The organism is Klebsiella sp. D-Nf1, assembly GCF_002810515.1.
Classification (GTDB): Bacteria; Pseudomonadota; Gammaproteobacteria; order Enterobacterales; family Enterobacteriaceae; genus Klebsiella; species Klebsiella variicola.
The window spans coordinates 458,237-475,309 of record NZ_PIOK01000001.1 but is presented as its reverse complement, the minus strand read 5'-3'; the positions used below and the strand labels follow the sequence as shown (position 1 = coordinate 475,309).

General features: G+C 51.2%; 16 protein-coding genes and 2 pseudogenes. 9 read left to right on the top strand and 9 right to left on the bottom strand.

Annotation, left to right across the window (positions count from 1 at the left end; translation table 11 throughout):
• Window positions 1-209: 209 nt before the first annotated feature.
• A complete protein-coding gene (locus CWM54_RS02280) occupies window positions 210-461 on the bottom strand; it encodes an ogr/Delta-like zinc finger family protein (RefSeq protein ID WP_004216467.1) in 252 nt (83 codons plus the stop codon).
• Window positions 462-813: 352 nt separating this feature from the next.
• Window positions 814-1,605 carry a competence protein CoiA family protein gene (locus CWM54_RS27985; RefSeq protein WP_133123754.1) on the bottom strand — a complete coding sequence of 264 codons (792 nt, stop codon included), beginning with the start codon at window positions 1,603-1,605 and terminating at the stop codon, window positions 814-816.
• A 373-nt stretch (window positions 1,606-1,978) separates the two neighbouring features.
• On the opposite strand from CWM54_RS27985, the pseudogene CWM54_RS02265 reads away from it, so the two are divergent.
• Window positions 1,979-2,959, top strand: a pseudogene (locus tag CWM54_RS02265) (phage portal protein).
• A gap of 758 nt (window positions 2,960-3,717) precedes the next feature.
• Complete coding sequence (locus tag CWM54_RS02260; RefSeq protein WP_100695790.1) at window positions 3,718-5,538, top strand: hypothetical protein; 1,821 nt, start codon at window positions 3,718-3,720, stop codon at window positions 5,536-5,538.
• A 311-nt stretch (window positions 5,539-5,849) separates the two neighbouring features.
• Here CWM54_RS02260 and CWM54_RS02255 read toward each other — a convergent pair whose 3' ends face one another.
• Window positions 5,850-6,077: a hypothetical protein gene (locus tag CWM54_RS02255; RefSeq protein ID WP_100695788.1), complete on the bottom strand. Its 228-nt coding sequence runs from the start codon at window positions 6,075-6,077 to the stop codon at window positions 5,850-5,852.
• Window positions 6,074-6,784 carry a hypothetical protein gene (locus CWM54_RS29460; protein WP_413773792.1) on the bottom strand — a complete coding sequence of 237 codons (711 nt, stop codon included), beginning with the start codon at window positions 6,782-6,784 and terminating at the stop codon, window positions 6,074-6,076. The genes CWM54_RS02255 and CWM54_RS29460 overlap by 4 nt, the downstream gene beginning before the upstream one ends.
• 26 nt (window positions 6,785-6,810) lie before the next feature.
• On the opposite strand from CWM54_RS29460, the pseudogene CWM54_RS02245 reads away from it, so the two are divergent.
• The 5 genes and pseudogenes from CWM54_RS02245 to CWM54_RS02225 form a co-directional block, all read left to right on the top strand.
• Window positions 6,811-7,176 (top strand): annotated as a pseudogene (locus tag CWM54_RS02245) (tyrosine-type recombinase/integrase); the annotation flags it as partial.
• Between the two features lie 234 nt (window positions 7,177-7,410).
• Window positions 7,411-8,424 carry a sensor domain-containing diguanylate cyclase gene (locus CWM54_RS02240; RefSeq protein ID WP_100695786.1) on the top strand — a complete coding sequence of 338 codons (1,014 nt, stop codon included), beginning with the start codon at window positions 7,411-7,413 and terminating at the stop codon, window positions 8,422-8,424.
• Window positions 8,425-8,481: 57 nt separating this feature from the next.
• The gene (locus CWM54_RS02235; protein ID WP_004150782.1) at window positions 8,482-8,583 is read left to right on the top strand and encodes a YoaK family small membrane protein; all 102 of its coding nucleotides are present in this window, start codon (window positions 8,482-8,484) and stop codon (window positions 8,581-8,583) included.
• Window positions 8,583-8,657 (top strand): protein YoaJ, encoded by a 75-nt coding sequence (gene yoaJ, locus CWM54_RS29455; protein ID WP_004892898.1) that lies wholly within the window; start codon window positions 8,583-8,585, stop codon window positions 8,655-8,657. The genes CWM54_RS02235 and yoaJ overlap by 1 nt, the downstream gene beginning before the upstream one ends.
• Before the next feature lie 119 nt (window positions 8,658-8,776).
• A complete protein-coding gene (locus CWM54_RS02225; RefSeq protein ID WP_012542130.1) occupies window positions 8,777-8,902 on the top strand; it encodes a hypothetical protein in 126 nt (41 codons plus the stop codon).
• A gap of 59 nt (window positions 8,903-8,961) precedes the next feature.
• On the opposite strand, the gene CWM54_RS02220 is transcribed toward CWM54_RS02225, so the two are convergent.
• The 4 genes from CWM54_RS02220 to fraE form a co-directional block, all read right to left on the bottom strand.
• Window positions 8,962-9,225 (bottom strand): DUF2534 family protein, encoded by a 264-nt coding sequence (locus CWM54_RS02220; protein ID WP_004203731.1) that lies wholly within the window; start codon window positions 9,223-9,225, stop codon window positions 8,962-8,964.
• A 130-nt stretch (window positions 9,226-9,355) separates the two neighbouring features.
• Window positions 9,356-9,994 (bottom strand): leucine efflux protein LeuE, encoded by a 639-nt coding sequence (gene leuE, locus CWM54_RS02215; RefSeq protein ID WP_004203730.1) that lies wholly within the window; start codon window positions 9,992-9,994, stop codon window positions 9,356-9,358.
• A gap of 89 nt (window positions 9,995-10,083) precedes the next feature.
• Complete coding sequence (gene lpxP / locus CWM54_RS02210) at window positions 10,084-10,998, bottom strand: kdo(2)-lipid IV(A) palmitoleoyltransferase (RefSeq protein ID WP_061155012.1); 915 nt, start codon at window positions 10,996-10,998, stop codon at window positions 10,084-10,086.
• Window positions 10,999-11,655: 657 nt separating this feature from the next.
• Complete coding sequence (gene fraE / locus CWM54_RS02205) at window positions 11,656-12,699, bottom strand: fructose-asparagine asparaginase (protein ID WP_012542131.1); 1,044 nt, start codon at window positions 12,697-12,699, stop codon at window positions 11,656-11,658.
• Window positions 12,700-13,008: 309 nt separating this feature from the next.
• Between fraE and CWM54_RS02200 the strand changes: the two genes are divergently transcribed.
• Window positions 13,009-14,217, top strand: coding sequence for an HD domain-containing phosphohydrolase (locus tag CWM54_RS02200; RefSeq protein WP_061155013.1), 1,209 nt, complete (start codon window positions 13,009-13,011; stop codon window positions 14,215-14,217).
• Window positions 14,218-14,289: 72 nt separating this feature from the next.
• Window positions 14,290-16,074, top strand: coding sequence for a sensor domain-containing diguanylate cyclase (locus tag CWM54_RS02195; protein ID WP_100695784.1), 1,785 nt, complete (start codon window positions 14,290-14,292; stop codon window positions 16,072-16,074).
• A 6-nt stretch (window positions 16,075-16,080) separates the two neighbouring features.
• Here CWM54_RS02195 and CWM54_RS02190 read toward each other — a convergent pair whose 3' ends face one another.
• Window positions 16,081-16,971 (bottom strand): LysR substrate-binding domain-containing protein, encoded by an 891-nt coding sequence (locus tag CWM54_RS02190; protein WP_100695782.1) that lies wholly within the window; start codon window positions 16,969-16,971, stop codon window positions 16,081-16,083.
• Window positions 16,972-17,073 lie beyond the last annotated feature (102 nt).

Here is a 17,073-nt window from a genome sequence, read left to right as displayed (position 1 = left end):
CATCTTGCCTGCACTTTTCCCCCGTAGAGTAGCCCCTGTTCTCGAACTGACCAGAGAACAGATCATTCCATAATCAATGAGTTTTTCCCCGTCGCCCCCGACGGGGCTTTTTTTTGGGATTTAATAAATTGAAATAAAAGGATTTATTTCAAAAATGTCCACATATCGACCACATTGACAAGAATAGCCCCCTTTCCAGGGGGCTATTTTTATACCGCAAGACTAAGTTGACGGTTCCCGTAATGAGAAGCCGGGAAAGCGTCGCCGGGGATAAATCCTGGCGGCAAAGGATCTGCGCTGGTTGAGCGCTTCGTTACTCTGCGCTCTACGGTGTTAAGTGTCGTGAATGACTCGCTGCATTCAAGGTTCTGGCATTGATGGTATTGCCGGATGGTGAACTCGCTTAACCGGCGGCTGGTGCGGGTGCGGGCGTTTGCGCCGCAGTAGGGACAAACAAACATGATGATCTCCCATAGGGAGTTGAACGACCATATCAGACCTTAACAACATTAAGGCGGGTTGACGAGGATATCTGGGAGCGGTTGCAAAACGCCTCTGTAAGTGAGTTGATGGCAATTCTGAAAGATGGAGCAGAAACGGCGTTGAAGACAGCCCAAGGGATACTTAGAAATCCGAGATCCTAAGAACTAATGCCTCGTAAGCCAACATATCATGATGCAAACAACGTCCAGCTCTCATAAAAATACGATACCGACGAATCCAGTGGCCGTCATGAACGATAATTGGGCGCTTCCTTTAACACTCTCCACACTACAGGTAAGTGCCAAACATTCATAAATGCCAGTGTTATTACTAAACCATCCCGCAAATTATGTAATCTCCACCAAAATCAAGAAGGTGCGTACAACAAAAACAATCATCAGTTAGATTAGCGTATGCTCTCCCTTTCCACGTGCGAGCTGGAATAGGACAGCCATCCACATGGCAGGCAAACCCACGATAAACAGTACTGCGCCGTACACCTCTAGAAAGCATCTCCTCACATCGCCGGGCAGCTGCGGCATTGAATATCCAAGACTTATGTTTACCAGGCCCGATAACAAAACTCTCAAGCATCTCGGGAGTAAATGCTCTGGCGACATTAGATAAATCTATCTCTATAGCTGACATTCCAAGAGCCTGAAAATGAGCTGCTTTACATTCACTAACAGCGTGAGACACTTTGATTTCTATAGCAAGAGCCCTATTACGTACATAGGCGATAACATCGGGAATGATAGAGTCAATTCGTCTTTCCAATACAACTTTGTCCAAGCTGTATTTTTGTTCAGGAGCAAGCACATCAAGCACCGAAGGATTACCCCTGCGAGGAACCTTTACTTCAACCGGTGGAAGATATATATATTTCTTAGTTTCAATAATCTCTTTAGCAGCAAGATGAAGTGCCGTTTCTACACCCACACCGCAGTCAGCACCAGCAGCATGAGCAAAGTGATGCTGTTTCAGTTTGCCTTTTCTAGCTATCAATCGCGCATTACAACCAGGGCACCGGTAGCAACAAGCTTCGTCGGAAGAAACATTTGATATATGTGTAGCTTTGCCATCTAGCATCCCATATAGCAAAGGTTTTGCATGTCTAACCATTTATTCCTACCGGTTGATATTGGAGCATATAATCACTGCTGATACAGGAAAGTCTTATAGAGTGAATTTTAACTTCATTGAAACCATTCTCCTATGATCTTGTAGTTTTTTCAGGAATTTTGCCACTACAATTACGCCCTGTTCTGTAACAGAATTAGAGCAAATATGAGCTAATACATACATTACTTTTTATGCGGTACGTATCCACATAGACAATGGTGCATATTCGTTAGTCACATCTAACTCTTTGTTTGCGGACTCTCTCTAGCTTGCCGCATAAATGTAGATTCCTTCAGTAAGAGCTAACGGGGCGCTTTTCTGGTTATCTGTTCCGTGTATAGTGTTCGATTCCCACGTGGCTGTCGCCTGAACGATGCCAGTGGGGCGTCAGGTCAGCTTTGATGGCCCTTTTCCCGTGCGTGACATGGCCGATTTGCTGGACAATCTCTATTGCATGAACAACGGGCGATACTATGAGACGCCAGTAGATTTTTACGGGCTGGCTAAAGCTCCGAGCCAAAGCGCCTGGCATGAGTAGGCGTTGTATTTCAAACGTAATGTGCTCACCGGCTGTTTTATCCCGCACAAACTGCTCAATCGCCAGACCTTCTCGGCCTTCGCACTGGACTGGTTCACGTTTGGCAATGCCTACCTTGAACTCCCACGCAATCGCCTGGGCGGGCCACTTCCCTTCCGGCATTCACTGGCGAAATACACCCGGCGCGGGAGTACGGACCTCGATCAATACTGGTTCATCCGGCGCTGGAAAGAGGAACACTCGTTTAAACCGGGTTCAGTGTGTCACGTTCTGAATCCGGACATTAATCCGGAGGTCTACGGCATGCCCGAATATATGGCAGCGCTGCTGGCAGCCAGTTTGTCACACTCCGCTGACATGTTCCGCAAGCTGTATTACGACAACGGCTCCCACGCGGGGTGTATTGTCTATATTGGTGCGGGGCAGGTTGACGATAAAAGCATGAAAACGGTCAAAGAGACACTGACCGGCGCGCGTGGGAAAGGGGCATTTAAAAACGTACTGCTGCATGCGCCAGGCGGCGGTAAGGATGGCGTTCAGATCCTGCCGTTTCAACAGATCACGGCTAAAGATGAGTTTATCAACATTAAGAATGCCACCAGGGACGACATACTCGCGGCGCACCGTATCCCGCCGCAGCTGATGGGCGCCATGCCAGCAGGAAATGGATCGTTTGGGGATATCGAGAAGGCCGCACGGGTCTACGCGATCAACGAGCTGACGCCCGTAATGGAGGCCCTGAAGGTGGTCAACGAGTGGCTAGGAGAAGAGGTGATCCGTTTCAACCCTTATGCGTTGCTTTCCCCAGAGAAATAACCGCTAGAGAATTCAGTTTCTTTAAACAACATCAGCCATTTATAACAGGCCAGCGTTTTCGCTGGCCTCATCTTTTCTGCTTAAAGAATCCCGCATCAACGCCCCTCTGCACATCGCTGCTTTTTGCCTGTGCGAGGCATGCCTCTACCTAAAATCACCGCTCACCGTGACGCAGAACCCGTGAAATTGCGTATTCTGCCGCCTTCCCTACCCTGACCCGCTTGCGGGGGCTTGCCCCCCGTCACCTGCACACAGCTATCCTGTCATTTTCGCGCATGCACAAATCTGGCCTCAGAGCGCGCCACGTATGGTGTTATAGAGGATTAAATACATAAAAATACTGTGCCAATGTGTGCACTTATGTGCATTGTTCTGGATGTAAATGGACAGGATTAAATTTTAGGATCAGCAATTCACATAATGTGTGCGTCTTTGCAAAACGCACCATTTACTTTTAGGATTCCTCCACCATACTGTTTATGTTCCCTGAAGAGTTTCCTATGTGTAGATCGAACACGAGACCATTACCGTTCTGACATCGGATGAAACATCAAAGAACTTTGATTCACAAAAATATCAATAAATATGAAGAACAAAAGCATATGTACATACAATAGGGGCGCGCAAATGTTCCACCTTACCACTCTAGTAAAACAACAAACTTTTTGGTTAATGAATAACTAACCAATTCAATAAAATAATTCATACACCAGCCATCCACATAGTAGTTTTCGCGCACAACAACGAGGTGTATACGCATGGATACCTTGAGTAGATTTAATTTATTACGATCACTCGCCACACCGACATTAAAACATTTTAAAGCATACATCATTGCTTTATTACTCACTTCTTTGGTCAGTGTAAGTACAAATGCGGATACAAAAATTAAAATAAGTGAAGCAGAGTTACGAGAGGCAGCGATACAAGGCGCAGACATTAGAAACAGAATTATTGACGGGGAGGATTTATCCAAGACCATATTCTACTTAACACAAATTAGGGCTGGAAAAGGAAAATTTGAGCAGTGCGAAATATGCAACCCCAAAAGTGAAATCAGAATAATCGACTCAGTCATCGTTGGGGAAATAAGTTCAAATACATATGGCATTGGGTTTTTCCACATTTCTAACCTTGATGAACTCGTAAAAATAACGATATTAAACTCAAAGCTTTACCCAAGCAAAAATAACAAAGCAATTACAATATCTGACATGAATGCTTATCTAAACATACAAAATAGCGATATCAATGGATTATCTTCTTTTAAATACCTTCAGTTAAGCAATGACTCTACATTAACTAATAATAAATTCAATGGTGATGTAAAATTTAGCAATGTGGTTTTTGCTGATAAATCAAAGGAAACGGTTGATCGCAAGGAAGATGAAGAGACGACAGGAATTAATGGGATTATCGGGAATATATTTTTGAGAAAATTTGAAATCAGAGACTCTTCTATTGCTTCTGATTTAAATATATCTAAAAATTCATTCAATGGGCTATTCTCTGCCTCTGACATTTTAATCGCTCAATTAGATGGATTGTTAAAATTACAGAACAATAAATTTGAAAGTTCATTCATCTTAACGCGATTTAATTATCATGATGGAGTTGATGGTAACTCTCTGTCTATGAGCCATTATTTAACGCAAGATAATCCCTACAGCATTCCATTTGTATGGGGTGATATCGATTTAGGGTCATCTATATTCTCAGGAATGGCGTTCTTTCAAGAAATAAACGTACGAGAATTATTATTTTCACCAGCCACTGATGATACATACAAACACGCAGATCTCCATGATAAATATATAATTTATGATATCCCCACGCAATTCAAAAACGGCTTTGTTTTTTTTAATTCCGCATGTGATGTTTGTGATTTTCATTACACTATTATTTCCGGCGCCGCCAGGTTTGACTCTTTGCGAGCCAGAACTCTAAACCTCAACAGATCAACATTTAATAACACACTATCATTCCAGAACACAATATTTTGGGATCTGAACGTTTTTGGAGCAATATACAATAATGGGTTTGAAATTGACGATTCGACACTAAACATAATATCAAATGCATGTTCAAAACCTGTCCCCAATGAAAATATCATTTTAAAACGTCGACAATGTATTAATTTACTATACAAACTTAGCTCTATTTATGAAAAAGCCGGTGATAATAATAGCGCAATAGAGGCAAAATACTTATACCAGAAATACAACAACCCAAATATTATTTTAGATATGGCATGGGGTTATAGCTATAGACCATGGAATTTGGTTGCAACAATTTTTATTTTTTTTATTGCATATACACTATGCTACGCAACACAAATACCAATGCATGCGAAAACAATAAAATGCGCTGCACAAAACCTTGCGCACTCATTTAATTTCAGTTTTCAATGCGTGCGATCTTTCAATTTAAAATTTGCCACAGAAAACACTAAGAATAAACTTTTCAGATGTTTAGCTATAAGCGAAGTAATTATTTTCAAAATATTTCTAGCATTGCTTTTATATTCATTGTCTCAGACAAGCCCCATACTAAAAACAATATTGGATGCGATTCATTAATTCTTATTTTAATGTCACAATTTAGTGAATTTCTGTACTACCAAGTTATAGCAGGCGCTATTCAGTATCAATGCAAGATCTAATATGAGCTGATAAAAGTCGTATAATAGTCATCAAATCCAAAGGCTTTCTAGTCAGTGACTATCTCTTTTAGTAGTACTGATTTCCGGTTCATACGATCGCGAGCTTGCAACAGTTTTATCTGATTCTGTTCTGATCAGATATTACGAGTATTCGCTAGCAATGATGCATACGTACGCCTTTCGTTGATAACTTCCTGCACAACTGATTCATCGTGCCTAAGGTTGGTTTCAATACCAAATACCACGCGTACAGTCGGGCGCAAGCGGCGAAACGCGGCTCGACTCCACGATCGTGCATCTTTCCATTTCGACAATATGTGTACCCCGCATACTCTTCAGCCATAGCTTGTCGCCGGGTTTCGGCACCGATGGCAGATCCAGGACTATCTCAGGGCGAGTGCTCTTTTTAAGCCAGGTAACGATATCTTCATTAATTTCAACAGTGAACGTGGTCATAATTTTTTCCTGATAGCCCTTTGGCAGCGATCAAGCAGCTCACTTTGTTTGGTCAATGATGCCGGGGCGTGGTTGGCGTGTTTAAACAATCGGCGCTCCACTATTAACTCCCCTTTTCTGATGGCAAACTCCATTTCGCCACGCAACAGAATGCAGCCACCTAATAACAATCTAACCTCCACGTCGCTGAGAACGTTATTACGTCTATTCAGTTCAGCTATCGCGTGGTCAGGCACTTCTTGCGAGATCCTGCTAATGCCTTGCAGCGGTGAATTTCGCCCTTGAACGTTCGCTGCCGTACCGTTCTGTTGAAGCAATGCTGCCTCTGACTTTTTCTTTTGGAATTCCGAAGCCACTGCGGCGTAACTGTCCGCACGTCGTTCCACCTCAATCCGTAGCTGCTCGCGCCAGCGCTGCTCTGCCTCTTCCGGCGTCAGGCTCATATCTTTCGCGGCGGTGACTTTTGGCCCCCATGCCAGCGCAGTTTCGTCATCAATCGACGTGCGCAGGCCGCGCACGGTAAGCATGAAGGCTTGATCTGAGCTTTCGCAGGCAGATTTTCTGATCCTGCTGGTGATTTCCTGCCTTTGCTGGCGTGAATATCGCCTTAAATCTTCGATATTCAGCGGAAGTTCTGTCACTAAACTGTCGTCTGGAGCAGTTTTATCAGCAGGCATCATCGTTTCTAACGGTGGTTTTTCATCCAAAATGGAGCGCCCCGTACAGTTATTGACAGAACTCCAAGCAGCGGACTGTTCCTGTTTCAGCGGAAGTGGCAAAACTCATAGCTGATGGTAAGCGAGGGTTGTTATTTGGTAAGGCGTCTTATTCTGACTTCAGGCAGATACTCAGGGAAGTAAAACCTGATCTTCCGACCGGCCAGGCGACGCATGCACTACGCCACAGCTTCACGACGCACTTTATGATTAATGGGGGAAGCATCATTACATTACAGAGGATCCTAGGACATGCGCGAATTGAGCAAACTATGGCCTACGCTCACTTTGCGCCCGAATACCTCCAGGACGCAATCTCGCTTAACCCGCTGAGAGGTGGCGCTGATGCGGAAAATGTCCACATTATGTCCACACTTAGGTAGGTAAATATGGCTTTCAATGGTCTTGCGTGCCGCGCAACCCCGCATTGCACCGTTGAAAGCCGTAGTATCTGGGGTGGCTAACGCCCCCGACGGGGCTTTTTTTCCTTCCGCGTGGACAAGTATTCCCCAAACAGATGTGATAAATTTAAAAATATCACTGTTTATTCGACGCTGATGTCCGTTTGCAGCCCATTATGCTGGGGTGACGTTTGGCGTGCTGGAGCTGTATTATTCATGTCAGATTTTATTCTTGCCCGGGTGTCGCAAACCCTCGCTGCGGAACAGTCCCTGGAAACCCTGGTGCGCCAGCTGCTGGAGATGCTGGAGGCGGTGACCCGAATGGAGTCCACCTATCTTACCCGCATCGATATCAACGCCCAGCGGCAGCAGGTGATGTTCGCCCACAACAGCAGCGAAATGCGGATCCCGGAAGGATTCTCCGTCCCTTGGGATGAATCCCTGTGCAAACGCGCCCTAGAGGATCAGTGCACGTTTAGCAACGACGTGGCCCATCGCTGGCACTCCTGCATCGCCGCCCAGGAGCTGGGGATCGCCACCTTTTTAAGCATTCCCGTCCGCCTGGCCGATGGCTCTCTGTTCGGTACCCTCTGCGCCACCAGCCGACAGAAGCAACCTTATAATCTCGAAGGTGAACAGGTGATGGGCCTGTTCGCGAAGCTCATTTCCCACTACGTGGAAAAAGACACCCTGGTGCAACAGCTGCAGGCGGCTAACGTCGCGCTGGAGCTGCACTCGTCGACCGATGAGCTCACCCAGCTTCCAAATCGCCGTGCGCTGTTTAAGCAGCTGGCGCTACGCTTTGCCTCCGCCCGCGCCCAGCAGCAGCAGGTCTCGCTGATTTTTATCGATCTCGACGGTTTCAAAGCCATTAACGATCGGTTCGGTCATCCGTGCGGCGACAGCTTTCTGGTGCAGGTCGGCGAACGACTCACCGCCGTCGCGCGCCGTGAGGATATCGTTGGCCGCCTTGGCGGCGATGAATTTTTGATCGTCGGTAGCGCCCAGGAGCCCGCGGCACAGCAGGCGTATGTCACGATCCTGCGCCAGGCCCTGTGCGGCGTCTACTTTCTCGGCGAACAGCGTATCGACTATGAAGGCGCCAGCTTCGGGGTGATCATCTGTGATCCGCAGAGTATCGATGTTGAAGCGGCCTTGCGCGCTGCCGATGAGGCGATGTACCAGGATAAGAAGTCCCGCCGTCAGGAGAATTTCATTCATATTGACTAAAGTACCGTGATATCCAGTATCATGCTGGGCATCATTCGTGGGTACAGGGGCACTATCATGAAATTGGGTATTCTTTTCCCGGTGGCGATCTTTATTATCGCCGTCGTCTTTCTCGGCTGGTTTTTCGTCGGCGGCTATGCGGCGCCGGGTGGGGCATAATGAAAAAAAGCACCATTATCATGCTGGTTGTCGCCATCGTGGCGGTGGCTGGCAGCCAGTTCGGCTGGTGGTGATCGCGGCGGCGATATTGCGGAGTTATCCTATCCCATCAACAAGTTAACCCTTTACACTCACGTTATCCACCGCGGCATTCTCTGCCCCGGGGAAAGCAGAATAGCGGGAGAAGTAAGGGATGAAAAAACCGATCGTGTTACCGTTGATTATTGCACTGTGCACGCTGTTATCGGGATGCATTATTGACGATGGGTACCACGCCCATCGCCATCACCACCATCATCACTATCATGACGATGATTAATCCTTCAGGCTGTTGATGGGCCGATAAGACAGGGCGAACCACGGTTCGCCCGTTGACGCTTAATCCTGACGCTCATCGCCGAGGAAAATAAAGCCGAGAGGAATAGCGAAGAGTGCGGTAAAGACAATGCTGTAAACCGTCACCATCGCCCCCTGCAGGAAGAACATGGACGTCGTCCACTCTGAGTACGGCATATTGTACTCGCTCACCACGCCCCCGAAGGTCGCCCGCCCCACCACCGCCAGCGCGATAGCAAACACCGCCGCGAGCGACAGACAGTATTTTTTGCAGTTTTTATTGCTGAGGAGTTTTTGCAGAATCATCGGGGCTTCCTTTTTGCTGAGCGATAAACGGCTGTATATGTAACACCAATGCAATAAAAAATGAAGGGTTTTTGTTACAGGGCAGAATAAGAGACGGCGGGCCGGTCAGCGGGTAACCGGCCCGTGGGGATCAGGACTGCAGGGTAGCCAGGCGCGCGGCGAACCCAACGAAAACCAGACCAATCAGGCTGTTGCCCAGTTTGGCCAGCTTCTTGCGGGTTTTGACGTAGCGGGTGACAAACGATCCGGAGAGGATCAAAAAGCTCATATAGCAGAAGCTAATCACCTCGAGGGTCAGCGCCAGAATAAAGAACGCCACGCCGGGCGCTTTGGCGTTGACATCGATAAACTGCACGAAAAACGACACATAGAACAGAATCGCTTTCGGATTGGTCAGACTCAGGGTCAGAGAGCGCTTGAGGATCGCGCTCGCCGGCTCCGCGCTGGCGTCGGCCTGGCCATCGCGCTGGGTCAGCACCGCGTAGAGCATTTTGCCCCCCAGCCACAGCAGGTAGATCGCCCCGAGGTAGCGGACGACGTTAAACAGCACCGGCGTGGTCTTAATCAGCGTCGCCACGCCGGCAAAGGCCAGAAACATCAGCACCGCGTCGCCAATAAAGACGCCCGCCGCCGCCAGATAGCCTTTCTTCACGCCGTGGGCAATGCCCGTCTTCAGCACAAAAAACGTATTAGGGCCAGGGACGAGGATGATAAACACCGCCCCGACCAGGTAGGTCAAATAATTCAGAACACCAAACTCAGCGAACACTCTGCACTCCTTCGCGCACGACTAAAACATGATCCGGCTCACGTTACCCCAACTGTCGGGATTTTGAAAGCGCAGCCTGTGCGGGAAAGTTAATAGACGGAAGGTTCACCCAGCGGGCGGGTTTTAAAACGACGGTGCACCCACAGATACTGCTCGGGGGCGCGCAAAATCTCGCGCTCGATGACCTTGTTGATATAGCCGGCAGCGATCTGCTTATCTTCACCCGGATAATCATTCATCACTTCGCTAATGTGCAGACTGTAGCCCTTGCGACCCAGCTTGCGTACCATACTGATGCTCAGCATTTTCGCACCCGATAAACGGGACAGGACATAGGTGCCGTTGGTGGTCGCCGCCTGCGGGACAGAGAAAAACGGCGCAAACACGCTGCCCTTAGGACCGTAATCCTGGTCGGGAGCAAACCACACCGCTTCACCTGATTTTAAGGCATGCACCAGACCGGTCAGGTTGTTGCGATCGATCATCGCTTTGTTCGAACGCAGGCGACCACGGGTTTGCACCCACTCCATCAGCGGGCTGTTGTGCGGACGATAAGTGGCCATCATTGGACGGCACAGTCCCATCGCGCGTCCGCCCAGCTCCAGCGACATAAAATGCACGCCGACCACCATCACCCCTTTGCCGCCGCTAAGCGCATGATTAAGATTGGCGAATCCTTCGACATCAAACCATTTCTTGACCCGCTCGTCGCTCCAGAACCAGGCCATGCCGGTTTCGATAAGCCCCATTCCCAGCGACATAAAGTTTTGATCGATCAGGGTCTCGCGCGCCGCCGGCGACATGTCCGGGAAGCAGAGCTCAATATTGCGCCGGGCGATATGTTCGCGGCGTTTGAGAAAGCGTCGGGAGAGGCGACCCGCGCTGGTGCCAATAAAATGCAGCAGCGGATAAGGCAGTTGCACGATTAACCAGAGGATGCCGAGCCCAAACCAGGTCAGCCAGTTGCGCGGGTGTAAAAGTTGTTTATTAAATACGCAGGCCATGATTTTTCCTGTAAACATTAATTATGTGGTAACGCTTAAGGAAAACAGAATCCATTTATCATCATTAGGCGGTACGTACAGCAAGTTCGACAATACTAATCCGCTGAAATTCACTCCGGCAAGTAAAAAACAACTTGCTGACAAAAAAACATAATTGCGGCACAAATGTTACCAAATGTAAACTTAAATCTTATCCTCTTCTTAATATATTCATCGTGCATATCATTTTCACGCTAATCATCAGCGTTACTAACAGGCATAACCGAAACCCGCCGCGAGAACGCCTTTTCTGCCGGGGACTGAGCCCGCTCAGCCACGTGGCCCGCAGCCTGCCCGCGTCCACAAGATCGTCGTCTGTACCGCGAAAGAATTAAAGCGCTCCCGCTTCAGAGTGAAACATTTTTTATCCGTCGGCATAAGGAATATTAAAATCGCCTTAAGGGAATAATTAAGAATAGACTTATTTAAAGATGCTTTAAAAATAAGCGTCTTGCCAGTTGTTTGCACTTTAATACCGCCCTCACCCGCCGCAAAAAAAATATTTCTTTACGCCTTATACGCATAAAGCGCGGCATTTAGCGCGGACAGTGACCCGACATCGGGTCACTGTGGGGCAAACCGTAGCGAAGGCGTGAACGACGCCCTGGCCGCAGAGGATCAGTAAGTGTGGAAATATTGCTGGATCAGCTGCGGATCTTTCGTTTGCGTCAGCGCGGTCATCAACAGAATACGCGCTTTCGCTGGGTTGAGGGAGTCGGACACCAGCCCGGGCTGGCTGTCATCCGGCGGCACGACACCGCTGCCGGTACGGGAGGCGCGAACCACCACGATACCCGCCTGCTGCGCTTTTTTGATGCCCGCAGCGCTACGTACCGACACCGACCCCGCCCCGGTTCCGGCGTAGATAATACCGTCGGCATGATGGGCGATCGCCGCATCGTACATATACTCCGGGTCGTCCTGGTAACCATAAATGATCACCACCTTCGGCAGGGTCTTCAACTGGCGGACATCGAACACCGAGCGCAGCGTGTGAATTTTATCCACTCGAGTCTCGAACTGGGGTTTTCCGCCCACCACGACGCCAAGGTAGCCCTCCTCCGGCGCCCGGAAGGTATCCAGCGAAGTGGCATTGGTTTTGGTGACGAAGCGCGCCGCGCCGATGCGGTCGTTCAGCACCACCATCACCCCGCGTCCCCGGGCATCAGGATCGGCAGCGACCGTGACCGCTTCCAGCAGGTTCATCGGCCCGTCGGCGCTGATCGCCGTCGCCGGACGCATCGCCGCGGTAAAGACCACCGGCTTGTTGCTTTTCACCGTCAGATTGAGGAAATAAGGAGTTTCATCGAGGGTGTCCGTGCCGTGGGTGATCACCACGCCATCGACATCATCCCGGGCCAATAACGCATTCACCCGCTTCGAGAGTTCCAGAATAATGTCACTGGTCATATTCTCACTGCCGATATTCGCCACCTGCTCGCCTTCGACGTGGGCGATTTTACTCATTTCCGGCACGGCGTTAATCAGCGTCTGCACCCCAATCGCCCCGGCTTTATAACCCGTTGTCTGGGTATTGCTGGCCGCCGAACCGGCAATCGTCCCGCCGGTGGCTAAAATAACGATATGCGGTAGACGCGTCTCGCTAAACGCCAGGCTGCTCATCGTCAGTAACGCAATGGTAAGTAATGCTCTAAAATTCATACAGGCCACTCCCTTCATAGACATTAATCAAACTAACGCTTGCTTAATGCAAAGGGCTTGCCAGAATTTATTTATTTTTTGGGGGGGAAATGGTTAACTATCAGACAATAATAAGGTTCTCGCATCAACATCGCCCAAATCTGGTGCATGGCTGGCTCTGAACCGGGCAGGCGCTATGAACCTGATACATTCTGGGTACTAACCTGTTCAGCAACAAACAACACAACACGCATTGCGATCAGATTATCGACACTTCCGTCACCCGCGAGGTCATTTTTGCCCGCCAGGTAACGCGTACGGAGAACAGAAATGCGTATTGCCCTGAAGTCAGCGCTGATGCTGACGACCAGAGTCATTCAGATCATTAACCCTGAACTGCACCGGCATATGCAACGAACGGCCTTAATCGCCCTAACACTGGCGCAGAGGCTGGGGCTGCCTGCCGAGCGGCAACAGACCATTTTTTGCGCCGCGCTGCTGCATGATATCGGCGTGCTGGGAGATAAACGCACCATTCATTCGCTGGATGCCATCGATAACATCTACGATCCGCATCAGCGCCAGGGAGCGGCGATGCTGGAAGGGTTAGTGACCTTTCTGCCCATTGTCCCCTTCATTCGCGATCACCATTTTAGCCCGGACCACCGGGGTAGCCGCGAACAGCATATTGTCTACTTTGCCGATGCCTTTGAACGGCTGCTGCCTGCCGGGAGTCACGTGGCCACCTGGCCCACGCGGGCAGTAGTGGAGCAGTTCGTGTCTTTGCACCGGGAAATCGATCCACCGCTGTGCGATATGCTATGTGAGGTCGCTGAAAATGCGAACTTCTGGCAGCATCTTCATCCCGGCCATATTCAACGGCTGCTGGAGATCATTGCCCCTATCAACACGCTGTATCTGGATATTCATGGTCTGAAAGATGTCTGCCTGCTGATTGCCAAAATTGTCGACACCTACAGCAGCTTTACCGCCAGCCATAGCATCATGGTGGGTGAAATTGCCCGCCAGCTTGCCCGCTGGATGCCGCTGCCGGAGCCCACCTGCCAGCAAATTCAGATTGCCGGCTACCTGCATGATATTGGTAAGGTCTATATCCCGCTCTCCATCCTCGAAAAAGAGGGCGAGCTGGATGAGGACGAACTGAACCAGGTGCGCGAGCACAGCTATATGACCGGCGAAATCCTCAGCGACTACAGCGAACTTGGCGACATTATTAACTGGGCGTCGAATCACCATGAAAAACTGGACGGCAGCGGCTACCCTCTGCATCTCGAAAAAAATCATCTGACCCTCGCCGACCGTATTATCTCTATCGCCGATATTTTCACCGCGCTGACCGAAGATCGCCCTTATCGCAAAGGGATGGCCTGGCAGGAGGCCTTACAGATCATCGAAGCGGATGTTATAAATGGCGCTCTGGATAGCGATGTCTTTCTCGTTTTGCGCCACCATGCAGAAACGCTGCACGCCATCATTCTTCAGGCCCTCGAACACCCCCGCAGCGAGCACCGCCCCTGAAGCGGGCCCCGTCAAGGCGGGGGGCGAGTTCTATAATTAAAACAGCTTCATCTGCATGCAAGGAAATACAGGGTGAGAATCGCCACCATCACCAACTGGGCTTACGGGATCACCGTCGGCCTGACGCTGGCATCCGGCAGCGCCATGCTTATGGCCTCCAGCGCCGACCGCGTCGAACGCCAGGCGGTACAGCAGCGCCAGGTCTTTGATACCCTCTCCGACGAGGTGGAAAACGACGCCTGGGCGCAGTCTGACCTCGCCCGGCTGTACGTGGTTAAGCCTTCGCCGGAGACGCTAACGCAATATCAGCAGCTGCAGCAGGCCAACAAGAGCATTGAGCAGCGGCTGGCCAGGCTGAAAGATAACGGCGCCAGCCACGAGGAGCTGGCACTACTGCACGATGGCCTGCAGATCGCCGATGAGCTGCAGGATGAGCAGCAGGCGGCCCTGACGCATGTCGCCCGCGGCGATGCGCCAGCGGCCATCGCTGTGCTGTACGGCAAAGCGTATGAGACCGAACTGGAACGAATGCAGACGCAGATCGATCACTTCCGCCTGATGCTTGAGCATCGCGCCGCCGCCGCCATTGACCAGGCCACCGAACGCTCGCGGACCTGGCGCACCCTGTCGGAAATCATGGTCGGCCTGACCGCCCTGATGTTTTTGTTTGTCCTCGGCTTCATTCTCAAACGCCGGGTACTGTATCCGGTGGTGCGCCTGAGCGATGTGGTGCAGCGTCTCGCCTCCCAGGATTATGCGGTGGAGACGCCGCAGTTCACCCAGGTGGATGAGATTGGCGATATGGCTCAGGCTATCCGCATTTTTCGCGAGAACGGTCTGGCCCGCCAGCAGCTGGAACAGCAACGCGACGCCGACTGGGCGATCCGTGAACTGCTGGCGCGTATGACCCAGCGTCTGCAGGGCTGTGAAACCATTGAGGATGTGATTAAGGTGGCGGAGCTGTTCGCGCCGAACATCGCCCCGACGATCCCCGGTAAACTGTATATTCTGGATACCGATCCGTGGCAGATGCGCTGCGTGGCTCAGTGGCTGTCGCCCGCCGAGGAGACGACGCCCTTTGCTCCCGACGACTGCTGGGCGATACGTCGGGGACTCAGCCATCCGCCGGTGCAGGGTGAGCCCGATATCACCTGCTATCATCTGCCGGAGGCGTACGCCGGCCAGTCCCTCTGCGTACCGCTCATCGCCCAGGGCGAAGCGATCGGTCTGCTGAGCTTTCAGAACGTCACCGCCAGTGACGCCCCTTCCCGGGCTTACCTGGAGCTGATGGCCGAAGCGCTGGGGCTGGCGCTCGCCAATCAGCGTTTACGCAGCGCCCTGCTGGAAAAAGCGTTGTTCGATTCGCTGACCGGCCTGCGTAACCGCCATCATCTTGATGAAGCGCTGCACTCGCAGATGGCGCTGGCGGTCCATACCCACACCCCGCTGAGCTGCCTGATGATCGACATCGATCACTTCAAAGCCATCAATGACCGCTACGGCCATGAAGCCGGGGATCTGGTGATTAAGAGCGTCGCGACCATTGTGCAGCGCGCGGTGCGCGATATCGGCATGGCTTTCCGCTACGGCGGCGAGGAGTTTTTAGTGCTGCTCCCCGGCATTGACGAAGCCGGGGCGCACCAGTGCGCCAGCGAGATCTACACCCAGGTGCACAATATGACGCTGCGCGATGGCCTGACGGAGATAGGCCAGGTGGATGTATCGATTGGCATCGCCAGCTACCCGCAGCACACCCAAAGCGACAGCCTGCTGCGCGCAGCGGACGCCGCGCTGTACCGGGCGAAAGAGCTGGGCCGTTCAAGGATTGTCAGCTTTGGCCGCCTGAAGACCGGCTAACCGGGATTATGGCTCAGTGGCATTGAGCAGCGAGATAACTTTCCGCACCACCGCCGAACGTATATGGCGGTGGTAAACCATGCTCAGCTCGCTCTCCGCCAGCCGGTCCTGGAGATCGATATACACCACGTTATCAAGGCGTAAGGCCCGCGCCGAGACCGGAACCAGCGCCCCCCCCACCCCGGCGGAGACCAGGCTAATCATCGAGGTGACGTCGTTAATTCGCTGCACCACCTGCGGCGCAAAGCCCGCGACGCGACAGGCGTCAATAAACACCTGCTCCAGTCCGGTGCCCTGCGGATCGTCAAGCGAGATCCAGTTGTCAGTGCGCAGCGAGGCCAGATTGAGCGCCCCCACGCCTGCCAGCGGATGCTGTTGATAGAGCGCCAGACACAGTTTTTCCCGCACAAATGGCCTGACCACCAACGCGTCCGGTGGTGAAGCCAACGGCGCGCGGATGATAGCGATATCCAGACGCAGATCCAGCAGCGCTTCATACAGCATTTGCACATCACCCTGCACCAGCGACAGCTCAATCCCCGGCCAGTCGGCGCGCAGCTCACGCAGGAGCCCCGGCAGTTTGCTGTCATACATCGCACTGGAGACGTAACCCAGATGCAATCTCCCCTGCTCGCCTCGCGCGGTGCGCTGGGCGTCCAGGACTGCCTGATCGGCCATCTCCAGCGCCAGCCGCGTCTTCTGCAAGAAGGCCTCGCCCGCGGCGGTAAGGGTCAAGCGCCGGTTAGCGCGAGAGAAGAGCACCACGCCCAGGCGCTGCTCGAGTTGTTTAATCTGCTGGCTGAGGGCGGGTTGGGCGATATGTAACCGCTCCGCCGCCCGATGCATATGTAATTCTTCAGCAACGACCACAAAATGGCGTAACGCTCGAAAAGACATGGCCGAACTCCGCGGAGTAAATTGATAATAAAAATCTTATCAATAACGCATGAATGATGCAATTGATAACCATTAGCCTGCGAAGCATACTATCCGCATCGA

What these genes read in the sequence shown, in the direction of transcription:
- CWM54_RS02280 (WP_004216467.1), bottom strand. Translation starts at nt 461, where the DNA reads ATGTTTGTTTGTCCCTACTGCGGCGCAAACGCCCGCACCCGCACCAGC.
- CWM54_RS27985 (WP_133123754.1), bottom strand. Translation starts at nt 1,605, where the DNA reads ATGGTTAGACATGCAAAACCTTTGCTATATGGGATGCTAGATGGCAAA.
- CWM54_RS02260 (WP_100695790.1), top strand. Translation starts at nt 3,718, where the DNA reads ATGGATACCTTGAGTAGATTTAATTTATTACGATCACTCGCCACACCG.
- CWM54_RS02255 (WP_100695788.1), bottom strand. Translation starts at nt 6,077, where the DNA reads ATGACCACGTTCACTGTTGAAATTAATGAAGATATCGTTACCTGGCTT.
- CWM54_RS02240 (WP_100695786.1), top strand. Translation starts at nt 7,411, where the DNA reads ATGTCAGATTTTATTCTTGCCCGGGTGTCGCAAACCCTCGCTGCGGAA.
- CWM54_RS02235 (WP_004150782.1), top strand. Translation starts at nt 8,482, where the DNA reads ATGAAATTGGGTATTCTTTTCCCGGTGGCGATCTTTATTATCGCCGTC.
- CWM54_RS02225 (WP_012542130.1), top strand. Translation starts at nt 8,777, where the DNA reads ATGAAAAAACCGATCGTGTTACCGTTGATTATTGCACTGTGCACGCTG.
- CWM54_RS02220 (WP_004203731.1), bottom strand. Translation starts at nt 9,225, where the DNA reads ATGATTCTGCAAAAACTCCTCAGCAATAAAAACTGCAAAAAATACTGT.
- lpxP (WP_061155012.1), bottom strand. Translation starts at nt 10,998, where the DNA reads ATGGCCTGCGTATTTAATAAACAACTTTTACACCCGCGCAACTGGCTG.
- fraE (WP_012542131.1), bottom strand. Translation starts at nt 12,699, where the DNA reads ATGAATTTTAGAGCATTACTTACCATTGCGTTACTGACGATGAGCAGC.
- CWM54_RS02200 (WP_061155013.1), top strand. Translation starts at nt 13,009, where the DNA reads ATGCGTATTGCCCTGAAGTCAGCGCTGATGCTGACGACCAGAGTCATT.
- CWM54_RS02190 (WP_100695782.1), bottom strand. Translation starts at nt 16,971, where the DNA reads ATGTCTTTTCGAGCGTTACGCCATTTTGTGGTCGTTGCTGAAGAATTA.